The organism is Terrihabitans aquatilis (genome assembly GCF_052542005.1).
The window spans coordinates 664803-681841 of the sequence record NZ_JBOCUO010000001.1; the positions used below are offsets into that span (position 1 = coordinate 664803).

12 protein-coding genes are annotated in these 17039 nt (G+C 66.5%); 6 read left to right on the plus strand and 6 right to left on the minus strand.

Going from position 1 to position 17039, the window contains the following annotated elements; genetic code table 11:
- Nucleotides 1-21: 21 nt before the first annotated feature.
- Nucleotides 22-876 (minus strand): oxidoreductase, encoded by an 855-nt coding sequence (locus ACQ6S1_RS03360; protein ID WP_445039730.1) that lies wholly within the window; start codon nt 874-876, stop codon nt 22-24.
- Between the two features lie 188 nt (nt 877-1064).
- Here ACQ6S1_RS03360 and ACQ6S1_RS03365 point away from each other — a divergent pair, with 188 nt between their 5' ends.
- Nucleotides 1065-1556 (plus strand): hypothetical protein, encoded by a 492-nt coding sequence (locus ACQ6S1_RS03365; protein ID WP_445039731.1) that lies wholly within the window; start codon nt 1065-1067, stop codon nt 1554-1556.
- 7 nt (nt 1557-1563) lie between these two features.
- Here ACQ6S1_RS03365 and ACQ6S1_RS03370 read toward each other — a convergent pair whose 3' ends face one another.
- Genes ACQ6S1_RS03370 through ACQ6S1_RS03380 form a run of 3 tightly spaced genes read right to left on the minus strand, consistent with a single transcriptional unit; the run spans nt 1564 to nt 3658 of the window.
- Entirely contained in the window at nt 1564-2583 is a 1020-nt protein-coding gene (locus ACQ6S1_RS03370) for a YcjF family protein (RefSeq protein ID WP_445039732.1), read from the minus strand.
- Between the two features lie 40 nt (nt 2584-2623).
- Nucleotides 2624-3181 (minus strand): TetR/AcrR family transcriptional regulator, encoded by a 558-nt coding sequence (locus ACQ6S1_RS03375; RefSeq protein WP_445039733.1) that lies wholly within the window; start codon nt 3179-3181, stop codon nt 2624-2626.
- Nucleotides 3182-3184: 3 nt separating this feature from the next.
- The gene (locus tag ACQ6S1_RS03380) at nt 3185-3658 is read right to left on the minus strand and encodes a nuclear transport factor 2 family protein (protein ID WP_445039734.1); all 474 of its coding nucleotides are present in this window, start codon (nt 3656-3658) and stop codon (nt 3185-3187) included.
- A 132-nt stretch (nt 3659-3790) separates the two neighbouring features.
- On the opposite strand from ACQ6S1_RS03380, the gene ACQ6S1_RS03385 reads away from it, so the two are divergent.
- Entirely contained in the window at nt 3791-4270 is a 480-nt protein-coding gene (locus tag ACQ6S1_RS03385) for a RidA family protein (protein WP_445039735.1), read from the plus strand.
- Nucleotides 4271-4304: 34 nt separating this feature from the next.
- Here the strand turns inward: ACQ6S1_RS03385 and ACQ6S1_RS03390 are convergent, their stop codons facing one another.
- Together ACQ6S1_RS03390 and ACQ6S1_RS03395 are read right to left on the minus strand one after the other, a co-directional pair.
- Nucleotides 4305-5771 carry a YcjX family GTP-binding protein gene (locus ACQ6S1_RS03390; protein ID WP_445039736.1) on the minus strand — a complete coding sequence of 489 codons (1467 nt, stop codon included), beginning with the start codon at nt 5769-5771 and terminating at the stop codon, nt 4305-4307.
- Nucleotides 5768-6292, minus strand: a complete 525-nt coding sequence (locus ACQ6S1_RS03395) for a SixA phosphatase family protein (RefSeq protein WP_445039737.1) — start codon at nt 6290-6292, stop codon at nt 5768-5770. The genes ACQ6S1_RS03390 and ACQ6S1_RS03395 overlap by 4 nt, the downstream gene beginning before the upstream one ends.
- Before the next feature lie 181 nt (nt 6293-6473).
- Between ACQ6S1_RS03395 and ACQ6S1_RS03400 the strand changes: the two genes are divergently transcribed.
- The 4 genes from ACQ6S1_RS03400 (at nt 6474) to ACQ6S1_RS03415 (ending at nt 17030) form a co-directional block, all read left to right on the plus strand.
- Nucleotides 6474-6842, plus strand: coding sequence for an Hpt domain-containing protein (locus tag ACQ6S1_RS03400; protein ID WP_445039738.1), 369 nt, complete (start codon nt 6474-6476; stop codon nt 6840-6842).
- 162 nt (nt 6843-7004) lie between these two features.
- On the plus strand, nt 7005-7325 hold the full coding sequence (locus tag ACQ6S1_RS03405; protein WP_445039739.1) for a 2Fe-2S iron-sulfur cluster-binding protein: 321 nt from the start codon (nt 7005-7007) through the stop codon (nt 7323-7325).
- Between the two features lie 114 nt (nt 7326-7439).
- Complete coding sequence (locus ACQ6S1_RS03410; RefSeq protein WP_445039740.1) at nt 7440-8468, plus strand: NAD(P)/FAD-dependent oxidoreductase; 1029 nt, start codon at nt 7440-7442, stop codon at nt 8466-8468.
- Between the two features lie 510 nt (nt 8469-8978).
- Entirely contained in the window at nt 8979-17030 is an 8052-nt protein-coding gene (locus ACQ6S1_RS03415; protein ID WP_445039741.1) for an apolipoprotein A-IV repeat region-like domain-containing protein, read from the plus strand.
- Nucleotides 17031-17039 lie beyond the last annotated feature (9 nt).

The window sequence follows — 17039 nt, forward strand, 5'->3', positions numbered from 1 at the left end:
GTTCCGGCAAGCGCCCCTGTTTCAGGATTGAGCGTCCGGGAAATCCGCGCCCGCACTAACATCCGCCCAGGCGTCGAAGTCCCGCTCCAGCATGCCGATCTTCTCGCGCGCATTGGCGAGGGCCGCCTTGCCGAGGAGAAGACGCAGAGGCGGGTTCTCCGCCTCCACCGCGGCGACGATGGCACGGGCGGCGCGCACCGGATCTCCCGGCTGCCGGCCGCTATAGCCGCGCACGAGGGCTGTGCGGGCGCCCGCCGTCTCCCGATAATCGTCAATCGTCTGGGGCGCCTCGTCCGCCGACCGCCCTGCCCAATCCGTGCGGAACGGACCCGGCTCCACGATCAGGACCTTGATGCCGAGCGGCGCGAGCTCCTGCGCCAGGGATTCCGACAGCCCTTCCACCGTGTATTTGGTGCCGTGGTAGAAACTGAAGGCGGGAAAGGACCGGATGCCGCCGATCGAGGAAACGTTGACGATGGTGCCGGAGCGGCGCGCCCGCATGGCGGGCAACACCGCGCGCGTCATATCGACGAGACCCCAGACATTGATCTCGAACATGCGGCGGACCTTGTCGATCTCGCTTTCCTCGAACGAACCAAAATATCCGATGCCGGCATTGTTCACGAGCACGTCGATGCGGCCGAACCGCTCGAGCGCAGCCTCCGTCGCGGCTTTCACATCGTCCGGGTTGGTGACATCGAGCGGCAGCGACAACGCGATGTCGTCATGTCCGGAGACGATATCGGCCACCTGATCGGGCCGCCGGGCCGTGACGATCGTGGGATAACCGAGCGCGAGCGTGTGGCGGGCGAGCTCCCGGCCGAAGCCGGTGGAACAGCCGGTGATGAACCAGACGGGTTTTTCAGAATTGACCATGCCGGGCATCCTTTCGGGAACTCGAGGTGCGGACCGGGTGATGTAAGCACGGACAGCGCGGAATGCGGACCCTTTCGCGGATTCCCGAGCATGGCCTCACCTAAAGGCCAATGGTCCCGGCCCTGTCGCTGACCGATGATCGGGGAAGAAGCAGGATTCACCTGCCACCCGGAAAACGGGAGGAAACGATGAGACAATGTCTTGTTCTCACCACCGTCCTGCTCGCGGCATCGCCCGCTATGGCGTCGTCGCTGGCGCTCATCCCCGCCAAGGGGCACCCGGTGGAAGATTACCAGCGGGCGCGTGATCTGTTCGCAAGCGGCGACAAGGAAATGGCGACATGCCTCTTCTATCGGGGCCAATACCGCTTCCGCGTTCGCCTGAAGGCGCGACCGGAACTGGACCCGGCCGGCGAACCGGCCGCGTTCGGCGCCTTGAGCGAGACGATCGGGAAACCGATCCGCGATTGGGCCGGCGGCGACCCGGCGCAATGGGCGGCCTCGATCCGCTGCGCGCTGGACTGGATCGAGACACACGACGATCCGTTCACGCCACGGCTCAGCCATTCCGAGGCACACAGGGAGGCCGAAACCGGATTGCGCAGCCTGCTGGAGCAGATCTCGTCCGGTGCGAAACAGATCCAGGTGGAGCGTGAACCCGGCGATGTTCAGACGCGCTGATTAGGGGTCAGCTGCGCACATCCGTCTTGCGGGTTTCGAACAGGCCTCCGGCCACCTCGCGCAAGGTGGGTGCCTCACGGGCGGCGAAGGGCAGCGGGCGGCAGACCGCGATGGCCGCGAGCCCGATGCGGGCCGTGAGAATGCCGTTGATGACGCCCTCGCCCAGCCGCGCCGACAGCTTGGCCGCGAGACCATGGCCCACCAGCTGATCGATGACGCTCTCTCCCGCCGCCATGCCGCCCGTGACCGCGAGATGCGCCAGCACATGCCGCATGAGACGGAAGAAACCGAGCGTGCCGGGCCGTCCACCATAGACCTGTGCGATGCCCCGAATGAGGGAAGCCGCCGTGGCCGCGACAACCGCGATGTCGATGATTGCGCGTGGCGCGACAGCGGTGATGACCGAGACGCGCTTGGCGGCATTGGCGATGAGACGGCGCGCTTCGAGATCGAGCGACGTCATCAATTCGCGCTCGGCCAGATGGACGAGGTCGGCGCCATCGATGATCTCGCGGCGCTCGCGATCGAGATTGGCGCGGGCGCGCGCCGTGGCCGGGTAATTGGCGTAAAGCGCCCCGAGTTCGTCCACAACGGAAAGCGCCGACTGCCGGTCGTCGCGCAGGACGGCCTGCTCGGCGCGGGCGCGCAGATCGTCGATGCGGCCAAGGCGACGGAGGGCCAGGAGTTCGCGGCCGATGATGAGGACGATGGCCAGCACGAACAGAGCGGCAAGGCCAAGGCCGAACCAGCCCAGCCAATCGCTGCGGGCGAACAGATCCTCGACCAAAGCCGTGACCGCGAGGCCGAAGCCGAGCGAAACGAGGCCGCCGAGTGAGCCCCAGAACAGGGCCGCCAGCGGTGAACGCTTGGGCGCGGTGGCCGTGGCGACGGCGGACGTCGCCGCGATCTCGCCGCTCTCCGGCAGGGGTTCGAGCAAGAGATCGGCCGCATCCGCCTGCGGATCGGCGATGACGAGTTCCGGATCGTCGAGCTGAAAGGTGGCGGGTCTGCGCGGTGGCTGGATCATGCCCCGAAAATCGCATCTCCGGCCCGTCGATGCCAGCCCCTCAAAGGCCCATCCGGGTTTCGCAGCGGCGCAGAGTGCGCACGAAGACGGCCGGATCGCCCAGCGCACGGGCGGTGACGAGGCCACCCTGGATGGCGGCGATCACGTCTTCCGCGAGATCCCCGGCCGGACCGGATGCATGGCCCACCCGGCGCAGCGCGTCTGCCAGCGCATGCTGCCAGGCGGCGAAATAATCGAGGATGCGGCGCGCAAAGCTGTCGCGAACATCGTTCAGGGCGAAGGCGCCGACGAGGCACACGCGATTGCCGGAGCGAAAATAGGCCTCGACCGCCGCCATCATGTGCCGGACCGCGGCGGCGGGATCCGCATCTTCCCGCAGCGGCCGGAAAACCTCGTTCTCGAACCATGTGTCGATATCATCGAGCACAGCCTCCGCCATCTCCCGTTTTCCGCCAGGAAAGAAATGGTAGAGGCTGCCCTTGCCGAGGCCGGTGGCCGCGCTGATGACCGACAGGCTCGCGCCCTCGAACCCGTGCTCGCGGAACACCTCCCCCAGCTTGGGAATGACGTCCGAACGCTCCGCGATAACACGAGCCATAGGTCAGAAGCCGAGTTCGCTGAGGCCGGGATGATCGTCGGGCCGGCGGGTGCCGAGAGGCCAGTGATAGGCCCGCTCAGCTTCCGTGATGGCCAAGTCGTTGATGCTGGCAAAGCGCGCGCGCATCAGACCGTTCTCGGCGAATTCCCAGTTCTCATTGCCGTAGGAGCGGAACCAGTTTCCGTCCGCGTCACGCCATTCGTAGGCGAAGCGCACCGCGATCCGGTCCTGCGTGAAGCCCCACAGCTCCTTGATGAGGCGGTATTCCTGCTCGCGCTGCCATTTGCGGGTCAGAAAATCCACGATCTCCGCGCGACCGTTGAGGAATTCGTTGCGGTTACGCCAGCGGCTATCTGGCGTGTAGGCGAGCGCAACCTTCTCCGGGTCTCGGGAGTTCCAGCCATCCTCCGCCGCGCGGACTTTCTGAATGGCGGTTTCACGCGTGAAGGGCGGAAATGGCGGACGGGCTTCAGACATGGATACCTCTCGTGTACCGAACGAACCATACTTTACCGAACGGTACATCAGCAGTGTGGGGTGTCAATGGCTGCGCTGGCACAGGTATTGCGTAGGACGTGTGCCTTATCAAAGGCATGGAAGGGCACGATCATGATGCGGGGGCTTAAGACTATTCTGGCGGCAGCGATGATGAGCGCTTCCTGTTTCGCCGGCGCACAGGCGCAGGAATTCAAAAAGGAAAACTTCAATTATTCGAAGTTCGCCGATAGCTTGTTCTCCGAGGCGGTGACGATCACTGGCCCGGCGAAGACGATCTATCTCGCGGGGATCGGCTCGGAAGATCCGGAGACGGGCGTGGCGCGGCACCCCGGCGACCTGCTGGCGCAATGCACATTCGCATGGGAGAAGATCAAGAGCGCGCTGGCCGCAAATGGCGCAACACTGAGCGACATCGTCAAGGTGACGACCTATGTCACCGATATTCGCTTCCGGGACGAAATGTTCAAATGTCGAACGCAGACGTTCGAGGGCATTCCCCTGCCGCCGCACACCCTGCTGAACGTGGTGCAACTCGCGCGGCCAGGTATGATGTTCGAGGCCGATGTGGTCGCGGCTGTCGCCGTGAAATGAGGGGATCGCCGGCAGTGTTCCCGCCGGCTCCCTTTCACGCCAGCTTGTCGCCCAGAAGGAAGTTGAGCACGCGGTCCATGCGAATGTGCGGCAGACGTGGAGCTTCACGCGGGCCTTCCACCCTGGGGGGGCGGAAGCGGATGATGCCGACATCGCCCTCTCCGGTTTCGGCGCGGCCGCGATAGCCGCCGGGTCGCAGCGCCACTTCCGGGTCGGACGGCAGATCTCCCGGGAAGACACCGATCTCCTCCTCGCCGCTGAAGATCCGGTCGCCCGAACGTTCGTTCGGTTCCGGCGTGCCGACGATGACCGGAAGTTCCTGTCCGTTTTGCCGCGCCGTTCCTTCCCGCGTGGCGCGGACGGCGGAAATGGCCAGCACATCGACCTCGGCGCCACCGAAGCTGGCGCGCTGACGGGCACGATCGACCAAGCGGGAGAGAATGGCCTCAAGCCGGTCATGGCTGGTGTGATGAAGATGATCCGCCTTGGTGGCGGCAAACAGGATCTTGTCGACGCGCGGGCGGAACCAGGTGGTGAGCCAGGAATTTCGGCCGTGCCGGAAGGCGTCGAGCACGCCGGACAGCGCGGATTCCAGATCGGCCACCGCATCCGGGCCGGCGTCGAGCGCGGCCAGCACATCGACCAATACGATCTGGCGATCGAGCCGGGCAAAATGCTCGCGGAAGAATGGCCGCACGACCTGCGCGACATAGGAATCATAACGGCGCGCCATCATGGCGTGCAGCGTGCCGGACGTAGGCACGGCATCAGCCGCGACATCGAGCGGAGCGAAGGTGAGAACCGGCGAGCCTTCGAGATCGCCCGGCAGCAGGAAACGCCCCGGTGGCAGCGCCGACAGCGCATGGCGTGCCGTGCGCGAGGCCCGCAGATAGGCCGTGAACAATTCGGCCGATGTCTTTGCCCAGGCTTCGTTTTCCGGCTGATCTGGATTCAATGTCTTAAGATGGGCGTGCCAATCCGCTGCCAGCGCGGCGCGCGCGGCCTTGCGGCTCATGGCGATGGTTTCGGCGGAGAACTGCGCGTAGGTGCGCCCCATCAGGCCGAGATCGAGCAGCCATTCGCCGGGGTAATCGACGATATCGAGCGTGAGGTGCGATGTGCCGAGCCGGCGCCCGATGAAGGTGTCGGAGGCAAAATCCAGAATGAGGCGCAGCTCGGATATGCGGCGGGTGGATTGCGGCCAGCGACGTTCGTCCAGCAGAGCGGCGAGATGTGTTTCGATGTCGAAACGGGGCACCGCATCGTCCGGCTGCGGACTGAGATGGGCCCCGATCAGCCGCCCGTCCGCATAAGCGCGGAACAGCGGCAATCGCGCCCCGTTCGTCAGCGCGTTGACGAGCGTGGTGATGAACACCGTCTTGCCGGCGCGGGAGAGGCCCGTGACCCCGAGCCGCACATTCGGGTTGAGCGTGCCGGCGGCGGCATCGAGCACACTGGAGGCGACGATGCGCGCCTCGTGCTGGAGATCGGAGGCCTTCATTCGCCCTTGATGCCGAGATGTTTGGGCGTGACGAAGGCGGACAGCCAGCCGGTTTTTTCTTCGATGGCGGCCCAGGGCACGTCCTCGAAATCTATGATGGCGATGGCGGCCGTGGGGAATTTGGCCTTGAACAGATCCACCACCTCGGGCTCTCCGCTCTCGGCCAGAAGGCCGGTCAGCAATTCGAGGCCGGGATTATGGCCCACGAGAAGCAGCGTGTAGACCTCGGAATCCTGCTCGCGGACGACGTCGAGCAGGGTTTCGACCTCCGCCTCATAGATCCGGTCTTCGAACTGGAGCTCGGGCGCGGGATCGAAGGCGGACGCCGCGAGCGACCATGTCTGCCGCGTGCGGGCCGAGCCGGAGCAGATCACAAGATCGGGAACGATGCCCTGCCCGGCCAGCCATTCGCCCATGCCCCGGGCGGCGATCTGGCCGCGCGGCGCGAGCTTTCGTGCGTAATCGTTCAGTGGATCGGGGGCCTCGCCCTTAGCGTGGCGGAAGAGGACAAGTCTGCGCATGGTGTGGCTTTCATGCCATAGGGTTTGCGAAACGAAAATGTAAACGCGAGGATTTGTGGGAATTAGATTTTCTTAACCAAGTCTGCCCCGGAGCTGCCCTAAATTCGACACGGCTGGCAGGAAAACTTTTCCCATCCACCGCGTTTGGTTGATGTGCCGAGTTTTAATAGGAACGCTCCAGATGTCACTTGCGTATGCGTATGAAGAGCCTGAACCTCTTTCTGTCGAACGTCCTCTCGATCGAGATCATCTGTCCCGCAAGACCTCCGGTGACCGCGCGCTCGAGCGTGAAGTGCTGGGAATCTTCCGCCGTCAGGCCCGACAGGTGCTGTTTCAATTGGAGGCGATGACCGATCCGCGCAACCGTGCGCAGATTGCCCATTCCCTCAACGGCTCTGCGAAGGGCGTGGGTGCGTGGCGGGTGGCCGAGGCGGCCGAGGCTCTCGAAGCCGCGATGCGCGAACAGCGTCCGGCGGGCCCGGCCGTGGCCGAGCTTGCCGAGTGCATCTCGCAGGCTGTCGACGAGATCGACAGCGTTCTGAAGCGCTGATCCCGCCGCGCACCGGTTTCCGAAACAGCAAGATCGCGCTGCCTAGACGCGAAACACCGAGGCGCGACGCCGCGCCTCTGGCGCGACAGGCCGTTTCGCCCTAAACCTGCGCCGAATTTGAAGGGGGCGGCCCGGCCGCCCCCATTTGTCGTGCGAGAGATCATGGCCAGCATCACCTTCATCGATTCATCCGGGGAATCCCGCACCATCAATGCGGAGATCGGCTCCACGATCATGGAAGCCGCGATCCAGAACGCCGTTCCTGAAATCGAGGCCGAATGCGGCGGCGCCTGTTCCTGCGCCACGTGCCATGTCTATGTCGACGATTCCTGGACCGAGAAGGTCGGCGGCCCCTCTCCCATGGAAGAGGACATGCTGGATTTCGCCTTCGACGTGCGCCCGACGAGCCGCCTGTCCTGCCAGATCAAGGTCTCGGCGGTGCTCGACGGCGTGGTGGTGCACACCCCCGCACGGCAGGGCTGAGCGGCCTCACCGGGCACATCTCCTCTTCCCTCGCGGCGCATCGGGCTTTATGACAGCCCGACTTTCCTCCCCCCGGCGCGTGCGGACGCGGCCAACCAAGACTGTCCAGGCTTCATGAGCGATCTCATCAAGACCGATGTCGTGATCATCGGCGCTGGCCCCTGCGGCCTCTTCGCGGTGTTCGAACTCGGGCTTCTCGACATCAAGGCCCACGTCATCGACATTCTCGACAAGGTCGGCGGCCAGTGCGCCGAGCTCTATCCGGAAAAACCGATCTACGACATTCCCGGCCTGCCCACGGTGACCGGCCAGGACCTGACCGACAATCTGATGGAGCAGATCAAGGCGTTCGGCCCGACCTTCCACCTGAGCGAGATGGTGGAAACGCTGGAGCGCCTGCCCGACGACAGCTTCCGCCTGCAGACGAATGCCGGCACGGTGTTCGAGACCAAGGTGGTGGTGATCGCGGCCGGTGGCGGTTCTTTCCAGCCGAAGAAGCCGCCGATCTCCAATGTCGGCGATTACGAGAACAGCTCCGTCTATTATTCCGTGCGCAAGATGGAGGCGTTCCGCGGCCGCAAGGTGCTGATCGTCGGCGGCGGCGATTCCGCGCTCGACTGGACGCTGAACCTTGCCCCCATCGCCGAGAAGGTGACGCTGCTGCACCGCCGCGACGAATTCCGCGCCGCGCCCGACAGCGTCAACAAGATGCGCACGCTCGCTGCGGAAGGCGTGATCGATCTGCGTCTCGGCCAGGTGACGGAGCTCAAGGGCGAAGGCGGACAGCTGGAAGCCGCTGCCGTGAAAGGCACCGACGGCTCGTCCTACGATATCGCCTGCGATGCCATGCTGCCCTTCTTCGGCCTCACGATGAAGCTCGGCCCGCTGGCGGAATGGGGCATCCACCTGCACGAGAACCTGATCCCGGTCGACACCGAGAAGTTCGAGACCAGTCAGCCCGGCATCTTCGCGATCGGCGACATCAACACCTATCCGGGCAAGCTGAAGCTCATCCTGTCGGGCTTCCACGAAGGCGCGCTGATGGCGCAGGCCGCCGCCAAGCGCATCAGCCCCGACCGCCGCATCGTGTTCCAGTACACGACCTCGTCCACCAGCCTTCAGAAGAAGCTGGGCGTGGCCTGAGGATCGGATTCCCTCCAATATGCAAAGGGCAGGCTTCGGCCTGCCCTTTTGTTTTGCGGCCTGCGTAAGATCTGGCGGGCGCGCGGAAAGCCTTCATCGCCGTTCGTGGGCAGGAATTCGCCTTTGACGGGGGCCACCGGCAATCTGATCTGCGATATCGCGGTGCGCCGAATTTACGCACAACTTTATCTATCCAAACAAATCAAAGTTGACGTTTCCGGGCGCAAGGTAAGCGCCGGATCGGCCGACCGGCTGATCTTATGGTAAATTATGCGTTAACGACGTTGGGGAATTCCTAGGCTATCTTGTTTCCAAGACCGCGGCAGAGTCGTAAATTCGAAATGCAGCGGACTATCTTCGGGCCCGTGGATCGACCATCCCAACGCCTGAAGCGGAGACGGACGTGCTTGCGGCATGCAGGTTCCGGTCGGCTTATCGACCAGGATCTGTGCCATCTCCGACGGGAACGCAGCCGGTTTTTGTATTGCGGTTCGGCAGCGAGGCAGTGTCATGGCTCATCAACCCAGCAAAGCGCAGCTCCCTTCGGACGCCGCTTTGTCCGCCATTGAGGAGGCCCTGAACATGGATGGCGCGCCGGCCTCTGCCGACACAGATCCGCAGGTTCGGCCCCAGCGCCCTCAAGGCCCCGGAATACTTGGGGCCAACCAGCCCCCCGCCAACGACGACGCCCGCTCCTTCGCTCATGTGCTCTACGGCCTGCAGCGCCGGCCCTCCTATGGGCCGTTCGTGCTGGCGACGATCGGCTCACTGGTGTGGATCGCGCTGGTGGCGGTCTACGCCGCAACGTCGATGAGCCTGGCCGACGGCCTCGACCTGAACGCACCCGGCGCGCTGCCGCAGGCCGCCATGATGGCCGTGCTGGCGATCGCGCCTATCCTGTTCTTCTTCACGCTGGCCGTGCTGTCGCGCCGCGCGCAGGAAATGCGGCTCGTGGCCCGCTCCATGACCCAGGTCGCGATTCGTCTCGCCGAACCCGAGCGCGCCGGCCAGACCGCCGTGCTGAGCCTCAGCGAAAGCGTGCGCCGCGAGATCGCGGCGATGGATTCGGGCATCGAACGCATCCTGATGCGCGCCAGCGAGCTCGAGGCCAGCGTGCGCGGCGAAGTGGTCTCGCTCGAGCGTGCCTATCAGGACAATGAAGCGCGCATGCGCGTGCTGATCGACGATTTGCGCCTGCAGCGTGAGGCGCTGGTGAACAATGCCGGCGATCTGCGCATGTCGCTGGAGGGCGCGCATGAGGGCCTGTCGCGCGAGCTCGCCAATGCCAGCCAGACGCTGGTGGCGACGATCGGCGCCGCAGGCGAGGACGTCGCCCGCTCGCTGGGCGACAAGGCCGGTGAATTTACCCAGGCTGTCGGCATCGCGGGCGAGAGCCTGATGCACAGCTTCACGGTCGAAAGCCAGGGCCTGCTGAACCGCCTGAACGAGACCGGCAGCACCTTCAACGAGACTTTCACCGCGACGGGCGAGCGCCTGGCCGTGACGTTCAACGACCGCGCCACCGGCCTGCAGGATGTGCTCGTGACGACCGGCAACGACGTCGCCCGTCTGTTCGACGAGCGCTCGCGCGCCGTGGCCGACGAATTTGCCCGAAGCGGCAACCAGCTGGCCGACCGTATCGAGGAACAGGCCCGCACCCTCACCTTCTCCCTGTCCTCGGCCGGCGACGGCCTGACCGACAACATGGCGAACCGCGCCCAGATCCTCAGCGATGCGCTGGGACAGACCGCCGACGCCGTGGCCGAGCAGATCGAAGGCCGCGCACGCGCCGTCATCGACACGCTGAACGCCAACACTTCCGACCTCGCCAACGTCATGGCCGAGCGCGGCGACGCCGTTACCCGCGCCCTCGCCGACCAGACCAACGCGGTGTCGCTGAACCTCGCCGACAGCGCCCGTCAGATGGCGGAGACGCTGGGCAACACCGGCGAAACCGTGACCATGCTGCTGGCCGACCGGGCCCGCGAAATGGCCGATGCGCTGAACGACACCGGCGCCCAGATCGCCGACACGATCGGGACCCGCGGCGAGACGGTGACGGCCGCGCTGGAGCGCACCGGCCGCGACGTGGCCGCCAGCTTCGGCGAGCGTGCGGACGCCCTCAATCTTGCCCTGCTCGATTCGAGCGAGCAGATCGGCCGCGCCATCAGCGAGCGTGTGGCCGATGTCGGCGAACAATTGCGCACGAGCGGCGACGCGGTGCTCGTGGAGCTTGCCGCGCGCGGCGAGGATGTGGCGGCGCGTCTGGTCGACAGCACGGCGCAGATCAACGAAGTTCTGGGCCAGGGCGGCGGACTCGCCGACCGCATCTCGGACGCCAGCGAACGCATCCGCGAAGCGGTGCTCGATCGCGGCACCGCGCTCGAACACGGCCTCCGCGAAAACGGCCAGAGCCTGCTCGACAATCTCGATTCGCGTATCGCCCTGGTGCGGGACGCTATGGATGCCGGCGCACGCGTGGCGGACGACCTGTTCGCCCAGCGCACCGACAACATCCGCCAGATCGTCGACATGGCCAGCGCCCAGGCGGCCGAGGCCATCGGCGAACAGGGCGACGCGATCGCCCGGAAACTGGCCGATTCGGTCGACCGGATGCACGATCTCATCGTGGTGCGCGGCGACGACCTGGAAGCGCGTCTTTCCGCAGCGGCAGCATCTGCCAGCGACATGCTGCTGCGCGGCACCGAAGGCTTCGAGGAGCGTCTCGGCGGACAGATCGAGGCGAGCGTGCTGAACGCTCGCGAGGCGCTGAGCGGTGCAAGCGATGCCCTGACCGGCGAACTGGCCAGCCGCATCGACGATCTGACCCGTCAGATCGCAGCCGCCGGCAACGAACTGACCGAGCGCGTGACGGAGCGTGGCGGACAGATCAACGACCAGATCCTGGCGAGCGCCGAACAGCTCTCCGGCACCCTGCTCTCGCAGGGCGATGCCGTGACGAGCGCGCTGAACACCTCGCTCGGCCGCTTCGACAGCCTCATCAACGGCCGCGCGCAGGACATCGCCTCACGCCTCGGCAACGACGCCGCCCAGCTCGATCAGGCACTGGACGGACATGTCCGCAGCCTCGAGCAGATCATCGATGTGCGTGGGACCGCGATCCTCGAGGCGCTGGAAGGCCGCGCCGGTGAGCTCGACCGCACATTCGCCGGCGGCGCCGAGACGCTCGACGCCACGCTCGGCCGCTATGTCGGCACGTTTGAGAACGTCCTCAACGGGCGCAGCCAGAATGTCGAACAGGCCATCGCCGAGGGCACGCAGACGCTCGACCAGGCCCTTGGCCGCTACGTGCAGAACTTCGACACGCTGTTCAGCCAGCGCGGCGAGGCTGTCGAGCAGGCCGTCTCGCATGGCGCGGCGCGTCTTGACGGTGCGCTCGACCGCTACACCGACACCGTGGAAACGATTTTGGGCGAACGCGGCGGCTCGCTCGAGCGCACGGTGCTGGCCGGAACGGAGGCGCTCAACAACGCCCTTGGTCGCCACACCGAACAGTTCGAGCAGGTGCTGGGCGCCCGCAGCGAAGCCATGGAACGTGTGGTGGCGCAGAGCGCCGAAACGCTCGACAACGTGCTGGGCCGCCACGCCCAGACCTTTGAAGATGTGCTGGGAACCCGTGGCGAGGCGCTGGAACGTGCCGTGGCGCAGAACGCGCAGGCCCTGGATCTGGCGCTCGGCCGCCATGCCGACAATTTCACTGCCCTTTGGAACGAGCGTGGCTCGGCCCTGGAGCGCGCGGTCTCCGGCGGCGGCGACCACCTGCGCGCCATGCTGACCGAGTACGTCTCGAACTTCGAGGCCATCTGGACGCAGCGCGGCACCTCCATCGAGCAGGCCGTCGCCGGCGGAACCGAGGCGCTCGACAGCGCGCTGGGCCGCCATGCCGAAACCTTCACCGCTTTGTGGAACGAGCGCGGTTCGGCTCTGGAGCAGGCCGTCTCCGGCGGCAGCGACCAGCTGCGCGCGATGCTGACGCACTACGTCTCGAACTTCGAGACCATCTGGGCGCAGCGCGGCAATTCGATCGAACAGGCCGTGGCGGGCGGAACCGAGGCGCTCGACAGCGCGCTCGGCCGCTATGCCGAGGCGTTCGAAACCTTGTGGCACGAGCGCGGCGGCGCTCTGGAACGGGCCGTTCTGCATGGCGCCGAAAGCGTCGATGCTACGCTTGGCCGCCATGTCACGGCGTTCGAGGATGCGTGGCTGCAGCGCACCTCCGCCATCGAGCAGACGGTCACGGGAGGCACGGAGGATCTTCGCACCAACCTCGCCGCCTATGTCGACACGTTCGAGCGGCTGTGGAGCGAGCGCGGCACGTCCATCGAACAGGCCGTGACGCGCGGCACGGATTCCATCGAGATCAACCTCGCCCGCTACGCCGAGACGGTGGAAGCCACGCTTGGCGCTCGCAGCGAGGCACTGGAAAAGGCGTTCACCGAGGGCACGGGTACCCTCGACGCCACGCTCGGCGGTTATGCCGAGACCTTCGAGAGCCTGTGGAACCGGCGCGGCGATGCCATCCAGCAGGTGGTGGCCGACGGCGCACAGACGATCGAGACCAACCTCGAACGCTGCGTGCGGACGCTGGAAACCACGATCGGCCAACGCGGCCGCGAGGTCGAAAGCGCCATCACCAAGGAGACCGAGACGCTCGACGCCGCTCTGGGCGGCTATGCCGAACTGTTCCAGGCCATGTGGACCGAGCGCGGCGGCGCCGTGGAACGAGCGCTGGCCGACAGCGCGGCCGGCATGGAAGGCACTCTCTCCCGCTATGTGGAGACGGTCGAAAGCCTGTGGAACGGCCGTGGCGACGCCATCGAGCGCGCCATCAGCGAGAGCACCGGCACGTTGGATGCAACGCTCGCCCGCTATTCCGAGCTCTTCGAGGACGTCTGGCGCCAGCGCTCCGGCACGCTTGAACAGGCGGTGGCACGCGGAGCCGACACCCTCGACAGCGCCCTGTCGCGCTATGCCGAGGGCTTCGACAGCCTGTGGCGCGAGCGCGGCGAGCAGATCGAGCGCGCCGTTTCGCAAGGCGCGGATCGGATCGACACCACCCTTGCCGGCCATGTCGACCATCTGGAGCAGGCCTGGAACCTGCGCGGCCAGGCCATCGAACGCGCGGTGGCGGACAGCACCCAGACGATTGACAATGTGCTCGGCGGCTATGTGGAGACGTTCGTCTCCGCACTCGACGGCCGCAGCGATGCCGTGCAGCAGGCCCTGGCACAGGGCGCCGAGACGTTCGACGCCACCTTCGGCCGCTACGCCGATGCGATTGCCGAGGGCTTCGATGGCCGCAGCGAAGCGGTGAAGCAGACCCTGGCGGATGGAACGCGCGATCTCGACGTGACGCTGAACCGCTACGTCGATGCCTTCACCCAGGCCTTCGACGGCCGGGCCGAGGGCCTTCAGCACACCATCATGCAGGGCAGCGAGACGCTCGACGCGGCACTCGGCCGCCATGCCGAGACCTTCATCCAGACGCTCGAGGGCCGTGGGGACGCGGTGCAGCAGGCACTGGCCCAGGGCACCGAAACGCTGGATGCCGCCCTCACCCGCCATGTCGATGCCTTCACCCGCACCATCATGGGTCGCGGCGAGGCCATCGAGCAGGTGGTGTCTCAGGGCACCGAGGCCATCGACAGCACGCTCGGCCGTTACGTCGAGACCTTCACGCATGCCCTCGACGGGCGTGGCGAAGCCGTGCAGCAGGCCGTGGCCCAGGGTACCGAAGCGCTCGACACGACGCTCGGCCGCTATGTCGACGTGTTCACCGAGACCTTCGACGGCCGCACGCAGACGGTGCAGCAGGCTGTGAGCGAAGGCACGCGGACGCTCGACGAGGCGCTCGGTCGTTACGTGGAGCTGTTCGTCCAGGCCCTCGAGGGCCGTGGCGAGACGCTGCAACAGACCGTCAGCCAGGGCACGGAGGCCATCGATTCCGCGCTGGCCCGCCATGCGGACACCTTCGCCCGCACCCTGCTGAACCGTGGCGACGCGATGCAGCGGGCCGTGGCGGAAAGCACCGACGCGCTCGACGCCACGCTCGGCCGTTACGTCGAAGCCTTCGTCCACGCCATCGAAGGGCGCGGGGAAACCGTGCAGCAGGCCGTGGCGCAGGGCGCGGAGACGCTGGACGCCAATCTCGTCCGCCATGCCGAAACGCTGGAGGCCATCCTCCTGCGCCGTGGCGAAGCGGTCGATCAGGTGATGCTGTCGGGCTCGTCGATGATCGATTCGACGCTGGCCGGCCACGCCGAGACCTTCAACACCCTGCTCGCGCGGCGAGCCGAGGAGATCGGCTCGATCGTCACCGCGCGCCTCGAAGGCTTCGGCGACGACGCCTCGGTCAAGATCGAGGAGATCGGCGGCAAGCTGGACAGCCGTCTGGAGCGGATCGGCGACGGCATCGACGCCCGCGCCGAGAGCTTCCAGCAGATGCTGGTGTCGCGTGCGGCCGATCTGTCACGCACGCTCAACGAGGGCGGCCGCGAACTCACTGAGACGCTCGACACCCGCGCCCAGCGCTTCGCCGAGGAAATCTCGGACCGTGCCGGCTCCGTAGTGGCGTCGCTGGAAGGCAGCGCGCAGGCCGTCAACACCGCTTTGGGCCAAAAGGCCCTGGAAGTGGCGCAGACGCTCGACACCCGCATCGACCGCTTCGAGCAGGTGGTCGTGGGCCGTCTCGACGAGGCATCCGCGACGCTGGAGCAGCGTGGCGATGCGCTCTCCGACCGCCTGTCGCAGAGCATCGGCCGAGTGACGGAGACCCTCGTGGTTGCCGCCGCCGAGGTCGAGACCGGGCTGCAGAGCCTCGCGAACGGCACGGTCGAGACGCTGCACGAGCGCACCAATGCGCTGGCCGACACGCTGGGCAGCCGCACGTCGGAGCTGGCTCGCCTGTTCGACGAGGACGGTGCGCGCTTCGTGAAGATCGTCAGCGATCGCCGCAATCAGCTCTCCGAGGAAGTGCGCCTCACCGGAGACGAGGTTGCACGTATCGTGGAGCAGCAGGCCGAGCTTGCCGCCCGCACACTGCACGAGCAGGCCGAGCGCATCCGCGAGGACGTGTCGGCCGTGATGGAGAACGTGACCGGCGCCATGTCCGGCGATGCGCTGCGCGCGGCCGCTGAACTGCGGCAGGCCAGCGAGGAACTGGCCGGCTCCGTCCAGGGTTCGCTGTCGGGCATCCAGACTACCAGCTCCACCATCGGCCAGCTCGTCATGCGCGCCGCGGAGACGGTGGAGCGGCTGGGCCACGCGGCCGAGGAGAAATCCGAGGTGCTGGCCGGGCAGATCGACGGCCTGCGCGATCTGGGTCGCGGCGTGCTCGCCGATCTGACGCAGCTGACCGAGCGCTTCGACCAGCAGGGCGGCGCGTTGGCCGAGGCGGTGAATGCGTTGGCCAGCACGAAGGAAACGCTGGAAGGCGATCTCGACAGCCGTCGGGAATCGCTGGAGCAGCTGACGAGTGCATTGGGCCTGCGCGCCCGGGAACTCGACGGCGTGCTGCGCGGCTTCACCTCGCTGATCGAGGAGCAGCTTGGACAGGCGGAAGCGCGGGTGCGCGACGCCGGTCAGGGCCTGGCCGAGCAGGCCGGCGATGCGGCGCAGGCGATCCAGACCCGGTTCGACGAGCTTCGCACGGTCTCGGCCGCGGAGCGCGAGCGCACGGCGCAGGAACTGCGCGCCACCTACGAGCGGACGATGGCGGATCTCAACGATCTGCTGAAGAACGCCTCCGACGGGCTCGGTGGTGTCGCGCAGGACATGCGCGGCATGACCAGCGCCATCCAGAACGAGCTGGAAACAACGCGCGAGGAACTGCGCCGGGGCGTGCTGGCCATGCCGAAGGAGACGGAGGAAAACACCGCCGCCATCCGCCGCGTGGTGTCCGAGCAGATCCGCGCGTTGAATGCCCTCACCGAGATCGCGACCCGCCATGGCGGCCTGCATGATGCGGTGGAGCCGCGCATGGACCTCGCGGCCAACGAAAGCGCCCGTCCCGCTCGGATCGCGGCATCGGCATCGCGTCCGGCCACCAAGCCCCAGCCGCGCCGCAAGGACGCGATTGAGGCGGCGGAACGCAATGGCACGAAGGGCGAGGCCGGCTGGCTGAGTGGGCTTATCGGCGGCGAAGGCGAGAATACCGCGCCGGCCAACAAGAGCCGCAACGGAAATGCTGCGCGCTCGACGCTCGACTCGCTCGACGAACTGTCGTCGGAAATCGGACAGCTTATCGACGCGAAGGCGATGATGGAGGCGTGGGACCGCTTCCGCCGCGGCGAGGACGGCGTGTTCACGCGCCGCCTCTACACGGCAGACGGCCTGCGGACCTTCGACGATCTGCGCCGCCGCTACGGCAACAGCTCCGAGTTCCGCCAGACGGTGGACCGCTACATCAGCGAGTTCGAGCGCCTGCTGGACGAAGCCGCCCGCAACGAAGCGGACCCGGAGATCGCCCAGACCTACCTGAGCTCGAACACCGGCAAGGTCTACACCCTGCTGGCCCATGCGGCAGGACGGTTCGACGCCTGAAGCCGGGCA